We start from the raw sequence: 20,133 nt of genomic DNA, 5'->3' as shown, positions 1-20,133 counted from the left end.
CGTTATGCCCCCCTTTTGGAAACCCATTTACCGATATTTGAGAAAAGAAAGCTGATTCCGATAATGAGCACCAGCACAAGGATGGATAAGGCCGCGCCTTTACTATAATCCTGACCGGTCAGACCCGTTGAAAAAATATGAATGTTCAGCGTGCGCATGGTAACCGAGTCGCCAAACAAAGCCCAAATCTGATCGTACACCTTCATGAGATCAATGATTCGAATGAGGAACACTACACCAATAACCGGGCGCAACAACGGGAACGTAATGTGCCAATACGTCTGCCAGACATTTGCTCCGTCCACCTTGGCTGCTTCATACGGCTCTCTCGGCAGAGCACTTAGCCCCGCTAGGAACATCAGATACACAAAAGGCGTCCACTGCCAAATATTCACGATAATTGCAGCCGCGAAACCGATATTGGCATTCAGATAGGTAACCAGGAAGGTACCGATTCCCGGGATTTGGCTTATCCATGGCAGCGGTTGATTGGTTAGCCACGGGATCTCGCCGATTCCCACGTTTTTTAACATTAGATTTATAAAGCCGTTATAACTGCTGTACATATATTTCCACAGCATCGCAATGACGATGGGACACGTCATCACCGGGATCACCAGCACCGATGAAACGAAAGAGCGGCCTCGAAACTCTCGCTGCAGCAGCAGCGCAAGGCCCATTCCGATTACCATTTGCAGCCCGAGCACAATGACCATGTATTCAATCGTGCGGATAATGGCTCCGTAGAACAATTTGTCTTTGGTGAGGAAATACGTATAGTTAGTAAGCCCAACAAATGACCATTCCCCTTTGAAATTTAACAGCGATACGTCAAACACACTAAGGTATAGGAGGAAGATTGCGGGTACGGTTGTGACGCAAAATAAAATCACAAATCCTGGAATCACAAGCGTATAGCGGATATGTTTATCTCCGAAGAAAAACAAAGACCATAGGAATATGAAAACAACGGTTACTCCAATCAAGCCGAATTTGGCTGCAGGAGCTATCTCACTTTGCAGTGTAAAGATATTTGTAACGAGTCCCAAGATAGACAACCATAAAAACAAGTATGCTGGTGCTGAATGGCTTCTTGCTTGCTTTATTTGATCCATACACGAACCAATCCCCCCATAGACGAAGTCATTGCCAAATCATACGGTGATACATGTCGGAAAAAAAATGATTGCTGATGATCGCAGCAGCCCCCCTCACTTGAAGCTTCTCCGAATGTTCGGAGAACCGGATTTGGCTGCGCCTTGTGACCGCGGAAACTCTTTGCTGAACAACTTCGATAATTTTCTTTTCCAATTCAGGGCCTGCTTGGGTAATCTCCCCTTGGATAATCAGCTGTTCGGGATTAAACACATTTAATATCGTAGCGATGCCAATCCCCAGCCAATAGCCGGTATAGTTAAGCAAAACATCTGCAACAATCGGATCGTCCTCACGGTAAAGGCTTACGATTTCACCGAACTCTAGCTCCGCATACTTTCCGTCTCTGCGTGACAGCTCTTCGCCAAAAGCCGTGATGGATGCCAGAGCTTCCCAACAACCGCGGTTGCCGCAGCGACACAGGGGGCCATCATGATCAATGGTTGCATGAGCCAAGTTTACAGCCCCACCAAATGCTCCCCGGTACACCTCATTACCGATGACGACTCCGGTCCCGATCCCGATTCCGACGCTGACGCAAACCAGCGTATCTCTATAGTTGCCGTTGCTGTTCAGCATCTCTACATACGTGCCAGCCCTCGCATCATTTTCCAGGAAAATCGGGATGTCCAGGCTTTGACTCATATATTCTCCGATGGGAGCGTCCTTCCATGGCATCGCCGATGAATAGCGCATAATGCCTTTATCCGTGTCGACCAGTCCGCGAACAGCAATGCCGCATGCCATGACAGGCTGCTGCTGGCCTTGCGCACGCGCCTCTTGAATCAAATCGCGAATTCCCTGCACGATCAGATCGATCGTCTGCCGGTAGTCATCATAGATGCGGATTTTCTTTTTCATATAAAACTTCACGACACCCAGTAAATCGACTAGCGCAATTTCGTAATGCTTGTTGTTAAAAGATACGGCTGCGATCATCGCCACATCTGCCTGAAAATCAAGCAGAATGGGCTTTTTACCGCCGGCTTCGGTAGAGTCCCCCCTTCCGGTCTCAACCACCAGGCCTTCCTTGATCAGTTCATCAACGAGCGCGGAAACGGCCGGCTTACTTAGCCCAAGAGCTGCTGAAATTTCGGCTCGTGAGCAAACTCCGCTTCTGATCGTTTTCAGAATGCTCATCCGGTTTCGTTCTTTCATATCGTTTTTGCTGATCATTTTCATCGTGTCCTTCCAATCTGTCCATTTGTCGGCATGAATTGGTTTTACGTATGTTAGTTATAATAACTAACTAACTTATAAGGCAATATTACTGCCTCCCCGTTGGGGCTGTCAATATATTTTTTGAGCTTTATGTTGTGGGCAGATTGGCGCTCGTCTCTAACGGACCGAGCGGTCGCTATTCGCTGGAATTGGGGCTTTTCCAATTCTAACGGACTCCAGTGCCGCTATTCGTGCTTCAAGGCGGGATTTAGCGTGTGAAAAGACGAAATAACGTCACTGGGGTCCGTTAATGTTGCAAATGGCGGCAATTGGGCGGCAATAACGGCTCTGGGGTCCGTTAGAGTAGCTGGCTACTTTTCGAGATACACTGGTCAGAGTGTGGGTATTGGGTGAGGGTGTGCGGTGTGCGGTGTGCAATGTGCAGGTGCGGTTTAGTTACGCGGCGTGCGTGTAAAGTTTGGAAGTACGGTTTGGGGTTGGTTATGCTGTGCGCTATGCGACGTGGTTCCTCGGTTTAGATATGCGGTTAGAATATAGTTCAGAGCACTAGGCGTAGCGCCAATCCCTAACGGACCGAGAAGCCGCTATTCGCAGGAATTGCGGCTCTTTCCAATTCTAACGGACTCCAGCGCTGCTATTCGTACCTCAAAGCGGGATTTAGCATGCTAAATGACAAAATAACGTCACTGGAGTCCGTTAATGATGCAAATTGCGGCAATTTGCCTAGAATAACGGCGCTGGGGTCCGTTAAAGCAACAACGCTATCATTTCCAAATAAGACGATGATGCGAATCGGAGAAAAAGTACTGGGAGATAACAGCCGCTGCTCCCCTTACCTGAAGTTTTTCGGAATGTTCGGAAAAACGAATCACACTGCGCTTTGTGACCGCAGATTTCACTCGTTGATGGACAACTTCGATAATTTTCCGCTCAAGCTCAGGCCCGACAGATGTAAGTTCCCCTTGAATAATCAGTACCTCAGGATTAAAGGTATGCAAGATGTTGGTTATGCCTACCCCGAGCCAATAGCCGGTATAATTGAACAAAACATCCGCGACAACAGCGTCCCCCTCATGGTAAAGGTTTAGAATTTCACTGAATTCTAAATCCGCATATTTTCCATCGCGACGTACCAGCTCTTCACTGAAAGCAGTGATGGATGCCAAAGCCTCCCAACAGCCGCGATTTCCGCAGCGGCAAAGAGGACCGTCATGGTCGATTGTCGCATGAGCCAAGTTTACAGCACCGTCGAACGCTCCACGGTACACTTCATTGCCAATCGCGACGCCCGTCCCGATACCGAGTCCGACACTAACGCAGACGAGCGAATTGCCGTAAGTTCCGTTACTGTTCAATAGTTCAACATACGTGCCTGCCCTTGCATCATTTTCGAGAAAGATCGGAATATCCAGGCTTTGCTCCATGTAATCCCCGATGGGAGCATCCTTCCATGGCATCGCCGAGGAATAGCGCATAATCCCCATCTTCGTGTCCACCAGTCCGCGAATGGCTACGCCGCAAGCTATGACAGGCTGTTGATGTCCCTGCTCCCTCGCCACTTGAATTAAGTCGCGTATTTCTTGTACGATCAGATCGATGGTTTGCCGATAGTCGTCAGAGATGCGGATTTCTTTTTTCACATAAAACTTCACGTCACCAACCAAATCAACTAACGCGACCTCGTAATGCTTATTGTTAAAGGAAACAGCTGCAATCATCGACACGTTCGCATGAAAGTCTAGCAAGATGGGTTTCTTGCCGCCTGCTTCAGTCGAGTCACCCCTTCCGGTCTCGTACACCAAGCCCTCCTTGATCAGCTCGTCGACGAGCGCAGACACCGCTGGCTTACTTAGACCTAGCGTGGCCGAGATGTCCGCACGGGAACAAACTCCTCTTCGGATCGTTTTCAGAATGCTCATCCGGTTTCGTTCTTTCATGTCGTTTTTACTGATCATCTTCCTAGTTCCATCCATTCTGTCTACGAAGTTGAGCTCTTATCAAACACAACTGTACGTTAGTTGATATAACTAACAAACCTTATCTTGTGTAAAAATACCGCTTACCCACTGGGTTGTCAAGGTATTTCCAACGTCCCGAGGTTCTACCACTCATAAACGCGCAATGGCTCCGCCAAACGAACTTTATGTTTACCATGAACCTGCTCACGCGCATCTGCGAGCACATAATCATCCACATAATGCATGAGCAGCATCTTCTCTTGAATGGTCACGGGGAGCGTTAAAAGCTCCTCAAGTGACGTATGCGAAGGCAGTTGATCCTCCTGCATGTGGCATTCGTGGAAGATCGTTTGCACCTCGCCGGCAACCTCTCCGAGAAACGTTTCATCTAACCTCGTGTCCCCGCTGAAATAGAAATATGGCTTACAAAGCAAGCCATAGCTAAGCATGTCCGGCACATGCTGCGTCCGAATAAGCTCGAATCGCTCACCCGCGATTTCAATGACATTTTCCACGCATTCCACGTCAAAATAGTCCTCTAACACCCGTTTCCCTCTCATGGTTAGCTCCAACCCATGGCGCAAAACCTGCCATAAATCAGCTAGCAGCCCTGCAGGCACATAAAGTTTCGGCTTGATTTTGCCGGGATACACCCGATGAAACAACGCCAGTTTCGCCAAACCATTGATATGATCCTCATGCAAATGCGTTACGAAGACATGCTCCACCTCATTGAGCTTTTTCCCCATCTGATGCAAAGCAGTATGATTCGACTCTGGAAAATCGATGCACAGGTTGGTATTTCCGAACGTGAGTAAAGCGCTGTTATGGCCTTGTTCGACACTAAAGCCGTCACCACAGCCCAAAAATGTTAATTTCATCATATCCGCCTCGATCTTTATCCTCATGATTTCGTTAATCATTGTACTACTAACCAATAGTGTATTCTACACCTACTCGAAGTAAAAATACGGCGGAACCGTTCGGATAAACTCAACGAAAAGCGGAACTACCTTCATGATTCCGATCAAATCTTCGTCATATTTGCGAACATTAAATGATTGACAACATAAATTGTTCGTATTATGATGATTAAGGCGATAAGAAACTGCCACATACGTCATAATCGTTCGTATATCCTTGAGAATTGGCTTAAGGGTCTCTAGAGGAAGCCATAACTTCCTAGCTACGACGGGTTCTTGCTTTTGCATACCCGTGTGGCTAGGTTTTTTTGCGTCCAAAAATGACATTTCCAGAGGAGATCGCAATGAACGCTTATGATTTGATCGTAGTTGGTGCAGGACCTGCTGGTATTTTCGCCTGCTATGAAATGACACTGCTTCACCCTGCCGCTAAAATATTGCTCGTCGACAAAGGCCATGATATTTACCATCGCAGTTGTCCGATTCTGGAAAGCAAAATCAAACTGTGCCCTCCGCCTGCCGGTAAAAAGGAGTTCTCAGGTTGTCTGCCTGCATGTTCCATTACGGCCGGCTTCGGAGGTGCCGGCGCGTACAGCGACGGCAAGTTCAACATCACCACGGAATTCGGCGGTTGGATGACGGATATATTAGCCCCTAGCCAAGTCATCGATTTGATTCGATATGTGGATCGCATTAATCTAGAGCATGGTGCAACGGAAAACATCACGGACCCGACGACCGAAGCTGTGAAAAACATTGAGCAGCGCTCATACGCGGCTGGACTTAAGCTGCTTCGCGCACAGGTCAGGCATCTTGGCACCGAACAGAACCTAATGATTCTGAAATCCATTTACGAATATTTGAAAACACGTATCGACATGCAGTTCAAAGCCGAAGTCGACGACATCATCACGGTAAAACGCGAAGACAAACATATCGTTCAAGGCATCCGGCTGAAAGATGGCACCGAGATCCACAGCGATCATGTGATGCTAGCTCCAGGACGCGACGGTTCCGCATGGTTAACGCAAGTTTTAAAGAAGCGCCGTTTGAAAATGTACAACAACCAAGTTGACGTTGGCGTCCGCGTCGAAACATCGGATGTCGTGATGCGCGAAATCAACGAGCATTTGTATGAAGGAAAATTCATCTACAATACCTCTGTGGGCACGCGGGTACGCACCTTTTGCAGCAATCCTTCCGGCCATGTTGTTGTCGAAAATCATAGCGGCGTTATGGCCGCCAACGGGCACTCCTACAAGGATCCGGCCCTCGGCTCCAATAATACGAACTTCGCCCTGCTCGTTTCCCACAAATTCACTGAGCCGTTCGATAAGCCGAACGAATATGCCCGGGAAATTTGCAAACATGCGAACGATCTATCAAGCGGCGGCGTAATCGTTCAGAAATTCGGGGACATCATGCGGGGACGCCGCTCTACAGCAGATCGCATTCGCGAGGGCTTTCTGGAGCCGACTTTAGCTGAAGCAGTTCCTGGTGATCTTGGTCTCGTGCTGCCTTATAATACAATGAAAAGCTTAATTGAAATGATCCACGCTCTCGAAAAAGTAACGCCGGGAATTGCGGCTGAACATACGCTCTTCTATGGTGTTGAAGCGAAATTTTATTCCGCTCGTCCTAAGCTTAGCGAAAGCTTCGAAACCGAGATCAAAGGCCTGTTCTGCGGCGGCGACGGTGCAGGAATTACAAGAGGCTTAGCCCAGGCTGGAGCTGCCGGTGTTTGGGTGGCTCGCAACGTGCTTGAGCGAATAAAATAAGCATTAATGTTGTTAAATATTTCCTAGGAAATACACAATCACGGATCTCCTTTTTTTAACCAAGGAGGTTCTTTTTTTACATGAAAAACACTTTTAAAATCCAAATAAATGCGGTATAATGAGAACGTTCTCAATTGTAAGCGTTATCATTTTAAAGGGGGAATCTAAAATGACTGTAGCGCTCGAAACCAGAAACAGCTATGAAAATTTCGTACTGGAGAAAGATATTATGTACTTCCGGGTCGGAGAGCATGGGCTGGTCTCTTTTCATGGGAAAAATTTTCACATAAAAAAACGGATGTCCTCAGAGCAGATCGTAGAGATTACAACGGGCAGCGTTTTTTTCAAAGTGAATACAGATTGCTATGTGAACACGCATAAAATTGTTCAGATCCAAGATGGCAAAGTATTTTTTGAGGTCAAAGGCGCTGACTCCAAATACACCTCGGTCACCAAACTTCGCCAATACCGTCTGAAAGAGATTGTGCAGCAGCACAAAACGGAAGCAGCGAAGAAGTAATCATCGCTTGCGACCGCAAAAAAAGCTTAGTTAGATCCAAGTAGGGGATCTGGCTAAGCTTTTTTGTTATCGTGGGGTCCAGGTATTGCCGACACCAACACACTTCATCTAGCTGCGTTTGCAACAGCGTTCTATGTTGTAATTTGTGCAATCATTTCGCTGCAATTACGCCTCAGCACGCCTCTATATTGTACTTTATGCAATCATCTAAGCACGAAACTGCCTACATCTCACCTTTTCGCAACGAATGGTTGTACTTTGTGCAACGTGGGACCGTTTTCGCGGTAAGACCACGCCATTACGTTGTATAAAATACAACGTAGCCTTTGATTTCGATTTGGTCACTCAGCCGCCGCCTCGCCGCCCACTTAAGTCGAGCACGCTTGTCCAAGTAGAGCAAAAAAGCCAGCGACGAAATCGCTGGCTCCTTTATGTGGTCCTGCTATGAGGTTCGGGCGAGTGTCTCTTGTTGATGTTCACGAATCAGAAATCGAATGTATTCTACGGTCGTATCTTTTACTTTCTTGGCCTCTTCCAAAGTAGCAAAGCTGTACTCCGCGTAATCCGTGCTCCCGTATTTCTTCAACTCTTCATAATTCATACCAAGCGTGGAAAAGTTATGAACCAGTTCATATGGTGTCTTGGCATCCACATTTTGCACGAAAATGTCCTTGGAGAAGAAAGAACCTTGTTTCTCTACTTTGAAGATGACTCGAAAAGGCCTGTCCTTATCTGACACGAAGCACTTAATAACCACGTCAATCTCCATCGTTTTATAATCCACAGCGTTTGCAGGATCTTGCTTTGGCATATGTTCAGGTGAATGCATCCATCTTTTCAAAAACCCTAGCACAAGATTACCTCCCCAATAACGACATGAATATAACTCATATTGTAATGGAAACGCTTCTAATTGACAATCCAAATTTTGGATAAATTAGTTAAATGGCCTCAACCGATTTTTTTTCGCCTGTTTTCCTAAATTTCCAGATAATAATTAAACATAAAATACCCGTTAGTAACCCGCATACGACAAAAGCCCCATTCGCCCCAAAACGGTCTGCGACATATCCGGCAAATAAGCTGCCAAACGGTGTAGAACCCGCAAATACCAGCGCATAGACACTCATAACCCGCGCGCGATACTCCTCTTTGGCATTCATTTGAAGATTGGAATTGCTATTCGTAGCGAACATAATATTGAAAAATCCCGTTAAAGCCAGCACTCCCCCGCACAACCAAACAGACGTACTAAGCCCATTTAAAATCAGGCAACTGGCAACCACTAGGCTTGCGATCATGCTGATTTTGAGTCTTGGACCCTTTTTACTGCGAAATGACATCGTCAGCGCCCCTGCAAAAGAACCAATTCCAAGGCATGACATCAGGGTACCGTAGGTGGTCTCTCCTAATTGCAATACATTTCTCGTGAAAACTGGAATGAGAATATTAAAGTTAAAAGCTAAAGTCCCAATCACCGTCACAAGCAGGACCGTCTGAGCTAACACTGGATCTCTTGCAATATAGACGATACCGTCTTTAATCTCCTTAAAAACACCGTCCCGCGAGGTTTTCTTTCGAACATAAGGCGCTGTTTGAATCTGGAGAATGCCATACAATACAGCTATAAAACTGACTCCGTTAAGCAAAAAACACCAGCCTGCCCCCAGCCAAGCCATCATTACTGCGCCTATGGAGGGTCCTACAATCCTGGCCATATTAAACGTTGTGGAATTGAGCGCAATGGCATTCATCAGATCTTCTTTTCCAACAATTTCAATGTTAAAAGCCTGCCTGGTCGGCATATCGAGCGTGTTGTTAAGCCCCAGCAAAAGAGCCAGTACAATAATAAACTCGTACCTCACTGTATGCGTCAAAACAAGCGTTGCCAGCGTAAAAGCAAGAATCATGGAAACCGTCTGCGTAACCAACAGGATATTTTTCTTTGGAAATTTATCTACAATAATACCCGCAAATAGCGAAAATAAAAGGATCGGTAAAAATTGGCAAGCCGTAACCATCCCAAGCTTAAGCGGCGAACCCGTCAGTGTAAGAACAAGCCAAGATTGCCCGATATTTTGCATCCATGTCCCGATGAGCGATACACACTGCCCTGTCCAAAGATAGCGATAATTCCGATGAGTTAAAGCATGGAAATGTCGATCGATAAAAACCGAACCTGCTGCCCTCACATTCATGCTGACCTACGCCTCCTCTGCGAATCTAGCTGCATTATTGCCCATTTTCTCCAAAATGGTTAGAGCCAATTGCTTCTCTTCTTGGGATAGACCGTCGGTCAAACGCTCCCGCCAATCCGTTAACACTTTACGCACATCTTCCTTAATCAAAAGCGCCTTTTCAGTCAGATGAACCTCGTTGCATCGCTTATCCTTTTCGCTGACCGTGCGCGTTATGTAACCTTGCTCCTCGAGTTTTTTCAGTGCTTTTGCCGTCGTACCTTTATCGATCTTTAAGTAATCAGCCAGTTCTTCTTGCGTCAGGCCATCTTCCTTATAGAGCGCGTTGAGAAAAATGTGCTGCCCCTTGCCAATTTCATACGCTTTCAGGTGCTCGCCAATATACATTTGTCCATACCGGTATAACAGTGAGATCCACCTTGGAATGCTGTTTCGGGCATCCATCATAATTCTTTCTCCTTCCTTCCTGCAAAATGGTGGGATTGACCGAATCGTTGCACTTGCCACTAGTTTATCATACGCGCGATTAGTTGCATGCGCAACCAATTTCCAAATAAAACAGCCCCTTTTTAAGGGGGCTTGTCTGCTCTGTCAGATTATTGTTCAAAAATGTGAAGTCATTGCGCTTGTAGAAACAGTAGTTTTCGGCAGCTTTTTGCGAGCCATCCAGCGCCGCTGGACAAGAAATCCGCGAATAGCTTCATCACAAATCATAGCCACATAAACGCCGTGGAGCAGCCAACCGAATTTTAGACCAAATACATACGTGCCTCCAACCGCAAAAATCCACATGACGCCAATACTCACATACATGACAAATTTGGTGTCACCGACGGCATTAAGCGCATTGTTGAGCGGCATATTCCACATTTTGAGCGGCTGCAGAATCAAATTCATGGCCATGACACCAACAACAATGGAAATAATTTGGTTATTTTCAGTAAATGCCCCTACGATATGTTTGCCTAATAAAAATAACAAAAGCGTATTGGCAACCACGACCACTTCGCCCCAAAATAACGCTTTATAGAGGCTGCGGTACGCTTTCTCCATCTGTCCCGCACCGAATAAATGCGCAACCTGAATTTGCACCGCCATCGCAAAGGACCAGCCTGCCAGGAAAGAGAATGATTCCATCGTATTTAAGTAGGTTCTAGCCGTAAGCTGCTCTGCGCCCATCGTAGCAACCATCGAAAAAAGGATGACTTGGGACAAGGTCCATGAAGCCGAACTAATGGCCATCGGCAGGCCAACTTTCGCGACCTCTTTCAGTAGTCCCTTATGGAAAACGCGCAGGTCACGCCAAGTGATAAGTGCGGTGAAGGTTTTGCGGAAGATATAAAAAAGCACGAACAACGCGATGACGCGACTTCCTACCGTTGAAAGGGAAACGCCAAAAAGCCCCCATTTCGGGAATCCCAAAGCGCCAAAAATAAACACATAATTGCCGATAATATGAATGATGTTCATTCCGATTGCAACTAGCATCGTGCCTTTCGTATTGCCTGTGCTGCGGATAATCGTGCTTAAAGTTAATACAGCTGCCATGACGATCGTTCCACTGCCCACAATTTGAATATACTGCCGCGTCATCTCATACAGAGAGGCCGGGACATGCAGGAAATAAACGAACAAATCCACACCGAAATAGAGCAAGAGTGAAACTACAACGCCCAACCCCAGCGTTAAAGTAAAAGCCATCGAAGCCACTTTCCGCGCTTCTTCCTCTTTGCCTGCTCCAAGCTTCTGGGAGATGACAATGCCCGCTCCGCTGGATATAAGAACGAATAACATAATGACCGCTTGGAAAAATTGATTGCTGATCCCAACGACAGCTACCGCATCGTCCGAAATCCGGCTCACCATCAGCGTATCCGCCGTGCCAATCATAAATTGCAGAAATAATTCAATCATTATCGGCCATACGAGCCCGAATAACGTCATTTTCTTTGCGGTTTCCATGTTGGTTTCCTGTTCTTGACCTTATTGTGTACACGCGTTCAGCACGTACATACAATGATCTATTCTAACAACACTTCTTCAGAAGTCAATGCTTTTTACTGTAAAGCTGCCGTGGTGACTAGGGCATGGTTATGGATGCAGCCTGGTTGCCCGCTAACGGACTCAGGTGCCGCTATTTGATGAAATAGTAGCCTTTTTAAAAGCTAACGGACACAGCAGCCGCTATTCGCCTTTGTAGCAGCGTTTTCCGCTGCTTTAAGGTGCAATAACGCTTCTGGTGTCCGTTAAAATCGACAATCAGGCTATTTTCTTGGAAATAGCGCCTGTGGAGTCCGTTACAACTTCGGGGTGGCTCGTTTCGTTGCCTAGAGCCCAACCCTTAAAGAAACTTCACGCAAACCGGCCGCGATACCGCCGCGGTTTGCCCGGTTTCCTGCAGCATCCCCGACTCCGCGTCCACGCGGAAAACTGTGATGCTGTCCGAGCCCTGATTCGCCGCAAGCAGGAAGTCCCCCTGCGGCGTCAGGGCGAAGTTCCGCGGCGTCCGCCCCAGCGTCGCCTGCCAACCCACGACGGACAGCGTGCCGCTTGGTCCGTCCACGGCATAAACCGCGATACTGTCGTGTCCGCGGTTTGAGGCATACACATGCCGGCCATCTCCGGAGAGATGGATGTCCGCGCATGTGCTTTCGCCGCTGAAGCCTTCCGGCAGCGTCGAAATGCTTTGCAGCGCGGTCAGCGTTCCCGCGCTCGCGTCATAAGCCAGCACAGTCACTGTGCTGTCCAACTCATTAATCGCGTACACGAACCGGCTGTCCGCGCTGTACACCAAATGCCGCGGGCCTGCGCCCGGCTTCACCGCTGTTTCACCATGCGGGTGAAGGAGGCCGCCCTCCGCGTCTACACGGCTCACGAGCAGCCGATCAAGGCCCAGATCGGCGGAAATCGCATACCGATTGTCTGGCGCCAGCACAATCGAGTGCGCATGCGGGCGCTCCTGGCGATCCGTTCGCGGCCCTAAAGTCCCCTCATGCTTGACCAACTGCGTAGGTTCGCTCAGCTTTCCACCCTCTTCAATCTGATAAGAAGTCACGCTTCCGCTTGAATAATTGGCCACAAACACGGCGCTGTTCGTTTGATCCACGCTAATATAACAAGGAGCAGTACCGCCTGTAGGCTGCTGATTCAATTTCGTCAGCTTCCAAGTACCGGCTTCAATGGCATATGCCGCGGCTGAGCCCCCAAATCCTCCTAGATAAGTATCCGTCTCACTGACCGCGTATAAAACTGTCCGATCCTCATTCAGTGCAAGGAACGAAGCGTTAGGCAAATCACTATACGCATCCAATAATGTGACTTCTCCGCTTTGCCGATCCAGCCTAAATAGCGTAATCCCCGTCTTATGATCTTCGTTCGTATAGGAACCTACGTAACCAAACAATACTTCCCGTCCTTCACCTGACACCAGCAATCAGCCTCCACAATTGCAAAATAAATTACTCTTTATTTCATCCTTTATCTTCCACCGCTACCACGCCTCAGCACAGCCGTCACCACCATCGCAATAACAGCCCCATAAAGCGCTAACTCCATATCGTGATGAGTATCCCACGGATCACCTTGCGTTCCTAGAAATAACGTACCAATTTCCGGGGCAACAAGCAAAGCTACCCACATTTCTATCAGCTCATAAAAGGCTCCCAGCGCCAATATCATAACGCAGGTCATCACGTAAAGCCATCTACGGCTTAACTGCGTCCATGCACTCAGAGCTTCCCTTAACGGGTAAGCGAGCAATAGCCCAAAACTGAAGTGCACCAAACGGTCATAATTATCGCGTTCCGAATGTAAGATCAGCTTCAGCCAAACATCCACGATATTTTCATTATACGAATAATGAGCCCCGACGGTATGCAGCGCCAAGAATAAACCGATTAACGCATAAGACAAATTGGATAACTTATTTAGCTTATAAGTGCTGACCAGGGCAATAAGCGCTGCCCAAATCAAAAGATTTTCCAATACCCAATCGAATCTGCTGTAAGGAGCAATCGCCATCCAGATCCACAATCCGGCATAAATGACGATCATCGCATGTAAAGGCCTATTCGAACCAAAGGTTCTTGCAGATTTTCGCGCAACGTTTCCCTTCTCTTTCATGGCTGAGCCCCCTAATTTAGCTTTTACTAAGTTTAGGTTATCTCGCCACAGTCTTTTCCAAAAGTACTAAGTTTATGTAGTACTACGCAAATCCTAGCTACGGACGAAGCTGGTAAAGCTTGGGTGTTAGATCGGAGCCTTCAAAAGCTTCTAAAATCCGACTCGGATACGTCTCAAGCTCGGAAAGCGTTGCAATGAGGAACGCAGGGGCAGTCCTTCCGGACGCTTCTGACATTGCCCTTGCCTGTTCTAAAGTCTTATACGAAAAACGCCCCCAAGGAGCGGTATGCGCCTCCACAGCCGGATCGATCCAATAAGGAATATGTAGGGCATGAAACCAAGCGGCTTTGAGTACCTGCTCGGCAAATGCACCCGTTCCATACAGCATTAGAGAGGCAATGCCGTCTTTTTTAACCCTCTGAAGAGTGTCGAAAATCATCGCCTGACTGCCGAACCCATCTGCCAGCTGCAAATAATAATGATACAAATAGTAGGGAAATCTTCTCGTCGCCATGCCCTGCGGCCAATTCACATTCATAACGGAAGGCGCGTAATTACAGCTGTTCAAAAACGCTTCCGGTCCCGCCAAATACCACTCTTCCGCCACCGCTTCACAAATCAAAGCAATATACTCCGTGCAGAAATTGTCCTGATGGGTCAAGTCCCCCAAAACCCTTGCCTCTTCCGGCTTAGGCATAGCTAGAACACGGTGCAGCGGCTTGCTCCACTCTTCCGGATGCATGGACGCTCTGGATATCCGTCCGTCTTTTTGCTGCAGCAGATACGCATAGTATCTTTGGAAGGATAGCGCTCCTTTTTGACACGCCAGTTTCCCTGCGTATTCTTCCTCTGATCTGTGCAGCTTCGCTTGTATAGGGCTTATACGACCGGAATCGTCTTCGCTATAACGCAGCGTTGAGCCGAAACCGCCCATCATGAGCTCTTCCAAAAAAGCCGGCGTCCTTGCAATCCGCTTCCCCGACTCGCTTCCCCCGCTGCCTGAGCGAAGCATGCTCCGAATGTCCATGCCTTGAAGCCGGAGCTCATCCAGCCGATTCGTACCTACAGCGAGTAAATGCAGCATTTCCGGCTGCAGTCCTGCGAGTCGTACAATTTTTTCCAATGCACCTTGAATGGTTCCCTGAAACCCAATATCGATCGTCACTAAACGATTCGGAGAACCAAACTCTTGCGTCAAATAGCCTACCAAAAGCTGCCTATGACGCTCAATCGACACAGAGAGCTTACTTTGCCCAGATTCACTTTGTAGATAATTGCATAAGAGACTATAGATGGTTTCTCCATTGTCCCCAGTTATGTATTTACATGCTTCAATCGGTTTTTCCAAATAAGCTTCGAAAGCTTCTTCATCCAAACCAACACCCAACACGTCGAAAAGCTCTCTCACTTTCAAACCTTGAATATTTAATAAATAAGCAAGCTCATCTTCCCCAAAATGCTCCAGTCCCGCCATATAAGTCGCTTGTCTGGACACGTAAACCGGCTTCACTTGAAGCTCCATACCTCTGAGTTGCGCAGCTTGCTCAAGCATCGGAGCTAATAAATACGCCTCCCTCATCAACGGGTTCACGCATGTGATGCCCTCTTGGACGCAAATATCCAGCACCCATTCACACAACGTGTGCAGAAAAGGCCCTATCACATCCGTACCAAATTGGTATAAGACGCGTTCCTTTTCCCCGCTTCCAGCCGCCAAGTCCGAAGCTGCAGCCAGCTTTCGCAGCGACTTCCATTCCGGCAGCACATCCCCGTGCCTGACAAATTCCCAATGATGGATGCTTTCAAAATGCTCCAGAATGACAGGATAATGTAACCCCCTGATTCCGGCTTTGGATGCTCCTTCCACATCAGCGGCTACATTGTCACCGATATGTACGATAGATTGACTGTCGATTTGTGGATAAAATTCTTTGAGCCTGGCAAACAGATGCCCTGACGACTTGCCCTCGCGCTCCTCCGACGAGACGAGCAGCGTATCCACCTGAGACAGGTCAAGCCCGGCTGACGCAAGAATTCGCCGAAGCTGCTCGGAAGACAGATACATATCCGATACCAGCGCCACCGGAATCCGCTCCTTTTTACAGGCGTATAACAAAGAGGTGATGTGAGGGTTCAGATAGCAGCATTCCGCTTCAACCTCCACTTCCAACCGGACAAGCTCCTCTCGGCGGCAAATCGCTTCCGGTATTTCCTCATAAATCAGCTCCAGTGTCACTTCGCTGAAACCGGTTCGAGCGGTTTGCTTGGCACGCGCTTTGTGCTCGGCGCGAATGCGCATTTCTTTGAATGCTTCACAGGACACATACGTTTTCAAAAAGCCGTTACGATGCGCCTGCTCGGCGATTTCCGCAAATACGTCAGACGGATTCGCACAAGTACGAAAGAGCAGCGTGTCGAAAATATCCAGACTTAGCAGCCCAATACCTTGTATTTTTCCAGCCAAGACACTCAAGTAACGATCCTTTTCCCACAAAAGCTGATCCGTCGGGCTTATCGGAGCATGCGGTTCCTTTGGCATCCAAATCCTCCTTCATATATGGCGCAAGCAGCAGCTTGCACAAATGTATTTGAGAAATATGACGAATATGAGGTAAGCTTAATCTATGATAAATCGGAGGTGTTCCTAGTTGTCTGATCAACCCTTGGTGTCCATTATTATCCCAACGTATAATCGCCGAATCGAGCTTGCGGAGCTCGCAGAATCATTATACCGCCAAACGTACAAAAACCTGCAAATCATTATCGTCAACGATGCCGGTCCTTCGGTAGATTTCATTCAGGAGCTATATCCAGAGCTTGACATTCAAATCGTGAATATGCCGCAAAACCTCAAGCACGTTCACGCTCGAAACCGCGGCCTGCAAGAGGCGAAAGGCGATTACATCATGCTCTGCGATGATGACGATTTGCTGCTCCCCATCCATATTGAACGCATGCTGCAAGAAATTCAAGGGTATGATCTTGTTTATCCTGATGTCGAAATTTTCGATTATGTTTATGAAAATAATGCCCGCTCCATCACAAACCGTTTCGTATTCGCATATGAATTCGATGTGCCGGCGATGCGCAGATTTTCGACCTTTTTCTCATCCGGCTGCATCTTCCGTCCTGAATTGATTGAAGCTTTGGGACCTTTTGACACGGAAGTGTTCCATTATTGGGACTGGGATTTCTTCCTAAGAGCGGCTGAGAAATTCCGCGTGAATCGCGCGCCTATTGCCAGCGTCCTCTATGCTTTTGCGCAGCAGGGCACCAGCAACATGTCAGGCCAGCTTGACAATATGCGTCCTTTCCTGGACATGCTCTCTGCCAAACATGGGCTTGGCGATTTGCCTACCAAAAATTTCTTCCTCCTGCTTGAAGAACCGGAAGTCAAGGAACGTCAAGCCGAAACCGAGCTCATTTGGGACGGCGAACCGATTCGCTCGCGCTTATTCGAATAAACCTTTGCCATACAAGCTCCGAAATTCGCTTGGCGTCATCCCTTCTTGCTCCTGAAAACGCTGGTTAAAATAACTGGCGCTGGCATACCCGGCTTGAATCGCGATTTCCTTGATCGCCAAGCTTTCCTTCTCTATCAAACGCTGCTTCGCAAATTGAATGCGACATAACGTAATGAAGGAGAGCGGTGTCATCGAGGTCGCTTTGCGAAACAATTTGCAGAAATAGTATGTGCTTACGCCTGTGAGCTCCGCCCATTCTTCCAGAATGAACGGTTCGCAGGCTTTTTGCTGCATAGTAGGAAGTATAGCCAGGATTCGATCCACGGACTCTATCCCCCGATTGCTCGTTAATGGGGCAGCATAACTCATGAATTCACTTAAGATCTTATAGGATAAAGTCGAAAGATTCGTCGGCTTCAGAATGCTATTCGACTCCGCTTCTAGCAGCAGCTCGTGAAACGCCTCTTCCAGCTCACTCCATCTTTTAAGTGTCCATAACGTGCGCAAAAAGCCTTTTTCCAACATAAACTCCTTCAGATGACTACCGTAGAAATGAACCCATCGAACATCCCAAGGATCCTCTTTGGAGGAATAATAACGCTGTTCTTGAAACGGATAATATAGAAAAGCATCGCCTTTTTGCAGCACGTGCTGCTCTCCTTCAATCTCCACATACCCTTTTCCTGATAGGATAAAATGAATGCTGTACGAATCATAATAGCCTTCTTGCCGATAAATCGAGTGTTCAGGGGAATCCTGATACCAGCCAACCGATTCCGGAAAAATAAAATAGGGGCATTGCTGCAGCTTCGGCAGCATGACTTGTCTTTTCATCCCTCACGCCCTTCTTCCTCAATGACAATATTCCGATATCTGATGCAATATATTATCATATTCATTTTAAATAACTCGTTTTATAATAACAATATAACGCTATTAAATATTTTTTCAAAGGAGATCATATCGTCATGACAAAGCTTCGTTGGGGAATTTTAGGCTGTGCGGGTATTGCAATTAGGGCTTGCATCCCCGGAATTGTGCAGTCCCAAACTGGTATTGTAAGCGCTATAGCCAGTCGCGATTTGCAGAAGTCACAAGAAGTTGCGGAGAGGCTTAACATTCCAAAAGCTTACGGCAGTTATGAGGAATTAATTGCCGATCCGGATATTGATGCTATGTACATACCTCTGCCGAATCATCTGCACAAAGAATGGACGATTCGCGCTGCAGAAGCTGGCAAGCATGTGCTTTGCGAAAAGCCTGCTTCATTAACGGCTGCTGATACAGAAGAAATGGTTGCGGCTTGTGAAAAGGCAGGCGTACAATTCGCCGAAGCCTTTATGTATCGCCATCATCCTCGTTACACACGCATTAAAGAAATTATTGATTCCGGAGAAATCGGCGAAATTCGCGGTATTCATGGCGCTTTCACCTTCAGCAACCCGGGTGACAGCAAAAACGTCCGCTTCAAACGCGAATGGGGCGGCGGTTCGCTCTATGACGTTGGCTGCTATCCGATCAGTGCAGCGAGATTGATTCTGGGCCGAGAGCCTGAAGCTGTTACGACACACGCCTTCTTCTCTCCTGAACATGATGACGTCGATATGATGATGTCCGGACTGGTGGAATTCAGCGGCAATGTCGCGCTGACTTTTGACTGCGGCATGTGGGCTGGTTCGCGCAATATTCTAGAAATCGTCGGAGCAACGGGGCGGATTGAAGTCCCTTCTGCCTATGTCACCCCTACGGAAGAATCCGGCCACTTTATCGTCCATACTCGCAATGAGCGTCGGGTTGAGACTGTTCCTTTCCTGAACCAATATGCGTTAGAAGTTGACGATTTGGCTTATGCCGCTTGGGGCGAGAAGCGGCCGAACTTTGCGGCTAGCGATGCTACCCTTAACATGAAAGTGCTTGACGCTTGTCTGGAGTCAGCAAGAACACGTTCCCGTATTGTGTTGTAACCAATAACAATTCCTTATCATACGAAAGGTTGGGATGACTGCGATGAAACACATTCATATTAAAGGCTTAGATAAACCGGTATCCAAATTGATTATGGGCTCTGACTTCTTCCGTCTGGACAACCGTCAGGAAGTCAGCGACGTTCTTGGCCATTATTTAGCAATTGGCGGAAATACTATTGACTCTGCTTTCATTTATTGTGGCGGGCAAAGCGAGCAAGCGCTCGGCATTTGGATGGATGAGCTGGGCAACCGCGAAGATATCAACATCTTCACCAAGGGCGCGCACCATGATCAGAACGGCCCCCGTGTGAACGCAGAGGCGATTCGCAGCGACCTGTTCACATCGCTTGAACGGCTGCGTACCGACTATGTCGACCTCTATGCGCTGCATCGCGACGATCCGGCTATTCCGGTCGGCGTGATCCTGGAAGCGCTGAATGAGCATGTAGAAGCCGGACGCATTCGCGCATTCGGCGGCTCCAACTGGACGCACGCGCGTCTGCAGGAAGCGAACGACTATGCGGCGAAAAACGGCCTCGTCGGCTTCAGCTTCAGCTCCCCGAACCTCAGCCTCGCGAAAGCGAAAGAGCCGTTCTGGAGCGGCTGCGTCTCCGTCGATGAAGAAGCTCTGCGCTGGCACGAATCCACGCAGCTGCCGCTGCTGTCCTGGTCTTCGCAGGCGCGCGGATTTTTCACGGGCCGGTATACGCCGGACGTGCTCGACAACGCCGACCTCGTTCGCGTGTTCTACAGCGACGAGAACTGGACGCGGCTGCACCGCGCGGAACAACTGGCTAAGGAAAAAGGCGTAACCGCGATTCAGATCGCGCTCGCCTACGTGCTGAGCCAGCCGTTCCCGGCTTGCG

Annotated in this window: 17 protein-coding genes and 1 riboswitch; of the genes, 5 read left to right on the top strand and 12 right to left on the bottom strand. The window is 48.0% G+C overall.

The genetic code is table 11. The features are described from left to right. Positions 1–2: 2 nt before the first annotated feature. From PCH02S_RS09805 to PCH02S_RS09790, 4 genes are all read right to left on the bottom strand, one after another. On the bottom strand, positions 3–1,115 hold the full coding sequence (locus tag PCH02S_RS09805; protein WP_127452453.1) for a carbohydrate ABC transporter permease: 1,113 nt from the start codon (positions 1,113–1,115) through the stop codon (positions 3–5). A gap of 28 nt (positions 1,116–1,143) precedes the next feature. Beyond that, entirely contained in the window at positions 1,144–2,337 is a 1,194-nt protein-coding gene (locus tag PCH02S_RS09800; protein ID WP_127452452.1) for an ROK family transcriptional regulator, read from the bottom strand. A 764-nt stretch (positions 2,338–3,101) separates the two neighbouring features. Next, complete coding sequence (locus PCH02S_RS09795) at positions 3,102–4,292, bottom strand: ROK family transcriptional regulator (protein ID WP_164819499.1); 1,191 nt, start codon at positions 4,290–4,292, stop codon at positions 3,102–3,104. A gap of 146 nt (positions 4,293–4,438) precedes the next feature. After that, positions 4,439–5,176 (bottom strand): MBL fold metallo-hydrolase, encoded by a 738-nt coding sequence (locus tag PCH02S_RS09790; protein ID WP_127452449.1) that lies wholly within the window; start codon positions 5,174–5,176, stop codon positions 4,439–4,441. Between the two features lie 229 nt (positions 5,177–5,405). Next, positions 5,406–5,504, top strand: a riboswitch (purine riboswitch). 58 nt (positions 5,505–5,562) lie between these two features. Between PCH02S_RS09790 and PCH02S_RS09785 the strand changes: the two genes are divergently transcribed. Both PCH02S_RS09785 and PCH02S_RS09780 read left to right on the top strand, forming a co-directional pair. Beyond that, positions 5,563–6,996, top strand: a complete 1,434-nt coding sequence (locus tag PCH02S_RS09785; protein ID WP_127452447.1) for an NAD(P)/FAD-dependent oxidoreductase — start codon at positions 5,563–5,565, stop codon at positions 6,994–6,996. 169 nt (positions 6,997–7,165) lie between these two features. Continuing rightward, positions 7,166–7,516 carry a LytTR family transcriptional regulator DNA-binding domain-containing protein gene (locus PCH02S_RS09780; protein ID WP_164819498.1) on the top strand — a complete coding sequence of 117 codons (351 nt, stop codon included), beginning with the start codon at positions 7,166–7,168 and terminating at the stop codon, positions 7,514–7,516. Between the two features lie 442 nt (positions 7,517–7,958). On the opposite strand, the gene PCH02S_RS09775 is transcribed toward PCH02S_RS09780, so the two are convergent. From PCH02S_RS09775 to PCH02S_RS09745, 7 genes are all read right to left on the bottom strand, one after another. Next, on the bottom strand, positions 7,959–8,369 hold the full coding sequence (locus PCH02S_RS09775; RefSeq protein ID WP_127452444.1) for a hypothetical protein: 411 nt from the start codon (positions 8,367–8,369) through the stop codon (positions 7,959–7,961). Positions 8,370–8,457: 88 nt separating this feature from the next. Beyond that, positions 8,458–9,714, bottom strand: coding sequence for an MFS transporter (locus PCH02S_RS09770; RefSeq protein WP_127452442.1), 1,257 nt, complete (start codon positions 9,712–9,714; stop codon positions 8,458–8,460). 6 nt (positions 9,715–9,720) lie between these two features. Continuing rightward, complete coding sequence (locus PCH02S_RS09765) at positions 9,721–10,161, bottom strand: MarR family winged helix-turn-helix transcriptional regulator (protein ID WP_127452441.1); 441 nt, start codon at positions 10,159–10,161, stop codon at positions 9,721–9,723. A gap of 156 nt (positions 10,162–10,317) precedes the next feature. After that, the gene (locus PCH02S_RS09760) at positions 10,318–11,676 is read right to left on the bottom strand and encodes an MATE family efflux transporter (protein ID WP_127452439.1); all 1,359 of its coding nucleotides are present in this window, start codon (positions 11,674–11,676) and stop codon (positions 10,318–10,320) included. A 379-nt stretch (positions 11,677–12,055) separates the two neighbouring features. Beyond that, the gene (locus PCH02S_RS09755) at positions 12,056–13,141 is read right to left on the bottom strand and encodes a lactonase family protein (RefSeq protein ID WP_164819497.1); all 1,086 of its coding nucleotides are present in this window, start codon (positions 13,139–13,141) and stop codon (positions 12,056–12,058) included. Between the two features lie 50 nt (positions 13,142–13,191). After that, positions 13,192–13,836 (bottom strand): DUF2238 domain-containing protein, encoded by a 645-nt coding sequence (locus PCH02S_RS09750; protein ID WP_127452435.1) that lies wholly within the window; start codon positions 13,834–13,836, stop codon positions 13,192–13,194. 97 nt (positions 13,837–13,933) lie between these two features. After that, on the bottom strand, positions 13,934–16,375 hold the full coding sequence (locus PCH02S_RS09745; protein ID WP_127452432.1) for an HAD family hydrolase: 2,442 nt from the start codon (positions 16,373–16,375) through the stop codon (positions 13,934–13,936). A 109-nt stretch (positions 16,376–16,484) separates the two neighbouring features. On the opposite strand from PCH02S_RS09745, the gene PCH02S_RS09740 reads away from it, so the two are divergent. After that, entirely contained in the window at positions 16,485–17,300 is an 816-nt protein-coding gene (locus PCH02S_RS09740; protein WP_127452430.1) for a glycosyltransferase family 2 protein, read from the top strand. Here the strand turns inward: PCH02S_RS09740 and PCH02S_RS09735 are convergent. Then, positions 17,289–18,134 (bottom strand): helix-turn-helix transcriptional regulator, encoded by an 846-nt coding sequence (locus PCH02S_RS09735; RefSeq protein WP_127452429.1) that lies wholly within the window; start codon positions 18,132–18,134, stop codon positions 17,289–17,291. The genes PCH02S_RS09740 and PCH02S_RS09735 overlap by 12 nt on opposite strands. A gap of 134 nt (positions 18,135–18,268) precedes the next feature. Between PCH02S_RS09735 and PCH02S_RS09730 the strand changes: the two genes are divergently transcribed. Both PCH02S_RS09730 and PCH02S_RS09725 read left to right on the top strand, forming a co-directional pair. Next, positions 18,269–19,264, top strand: coding sequence for a Gfo/Idh/MocA family protein (locus tag PCH02S_RS09730; protein WP_174806761.1), 996 nt, complete (start codon positions 18,269–18,271; stop codon positions 19,262–19,264). A gap of 43 nt (positions 19,265–19,307) precedes the next feature. After that, positions 19,308–20,133: aldo/keto reductase (locus tag PCH02S_RS09725; protein ID WP_164819496.1), on the top strand; the 826-nt coding region annotated here is incomplete at its 3' end.

The organism is Paenibacillus chondroitinus NBRC 15376 (genome assembly GCF_004000765.1).
Lineage (GTDB): Bacteria > Bacillota > Bacilli > Paenibacillales > NBRC-103111 > Paenibacillus_E > Paenibacillus_E chondroitinus.
The sequence above is the reverse complement of the archived record's forward strand: the minus strand, read 5'-3'. Positions and strand labels throughout refer to the sequence as shown.

What these genes read in the sequence shown, in the direction of transcription:
- PCH02S_RS09805 (WP_127452453.1), bottom strand. Translation starts at nt 1,115, where the DNA reads ATGGATCAAATAAAGCAAGCAAGAAGCCATTCAGCACCAGCATACTTG.
- PCH02S_RS09800 (WP_127452452.1), bottom strand. Translation starts at nt 2,337, where the DNA reads ATGAAAATGATCAGCAAAAACGATATGAAAGAACGAAACCGGATGAGC.
- PCH02S_RS09795 (WP_164819499.1), bottom strand. Translation starts at nt 4,292, where the DNA reads ATGATCAGTAAAAACGACATGAAAGAACGAAACCGGATGAGCATTCTG.
- PCH02S_RS09790 (WP_127452449.1), bottom strand. Translation starts at nt 5,176, where the DNA reads ATGAAATTAACATTTTTGGGCTGTGGTGACGGCTTTAGTGTCGAACAA.
- PCH02S_RS09785 (WP_127452447.1), top strand. Translation starts at nt 5,563, where the DNA reads ATGAACGCTTATGATTTGATCGTAGTTGGTGCAGGACCTGCTGGTATT.
- PCH02S_RS09780 (WP_164819498.1), top strand. Translation starts at nt 7,166, where the DNA reads ATGACTGTAGCGCTCGAAACCAGAAACAGCTATGAAAATTTCGTACTG.
- PCH02S_RS09770 (WP_127452442.1), bottom strand. Translation starts at nt 9,714, where the DNA reads ATGAATGTGAGGGCAGCAGGTTCGGTTTTTATCGATCGACATTTCCAT.
- PCH02S_RS09765 (WP_127452441.1), bottom strand. Translation starts at nt 10,161, where the DNA reads ATGATGGATGCCCGAAACAGCATTCCAAGGTGGATCTCACTGTTATAC.
- PCH02S_RS09760 (WP_127452439.1), bottom strand. Translation starts at nt 11,676, where the DNA reads ATGGAAACCGCAAAGAAAATGACGTTATTCGGGCTCGTATGGCCGATA.
- PCH02S_RS09750 (WP_127452435.1), bottom strand. Translation starts at nt 13,836, where the DNA reads ATGAAAGAGAAGGGAAACGTTGCGCGAAAATCTGCAAGAACCTTTGGT.
- PCH02S_RS09745 (WP_127452432.1), bottom strand. Translation starts at nt 16,375, where the DNA reads ATGCCAAAGGAACCGCATGCTCCGATAAGCCCGACGGATCAGCTTTTG.
- PCH02S_RS09735 (WP_127452429.1), bottom strand. Translation starts at nt 18,134, where the DNA reads ATGAAAAGACAAGTCATGCTGCCGAAGCTGCAGCAATGCCCCTATTTT.
- PCH02S_RS09730 (WP_174806761.1), top strand. Translation starts at nt 18,269, where the DNA reads ATGACAAAGCTTCGTTGGGGAATTTTAGGCTGTGCGGGTATTGCAATT.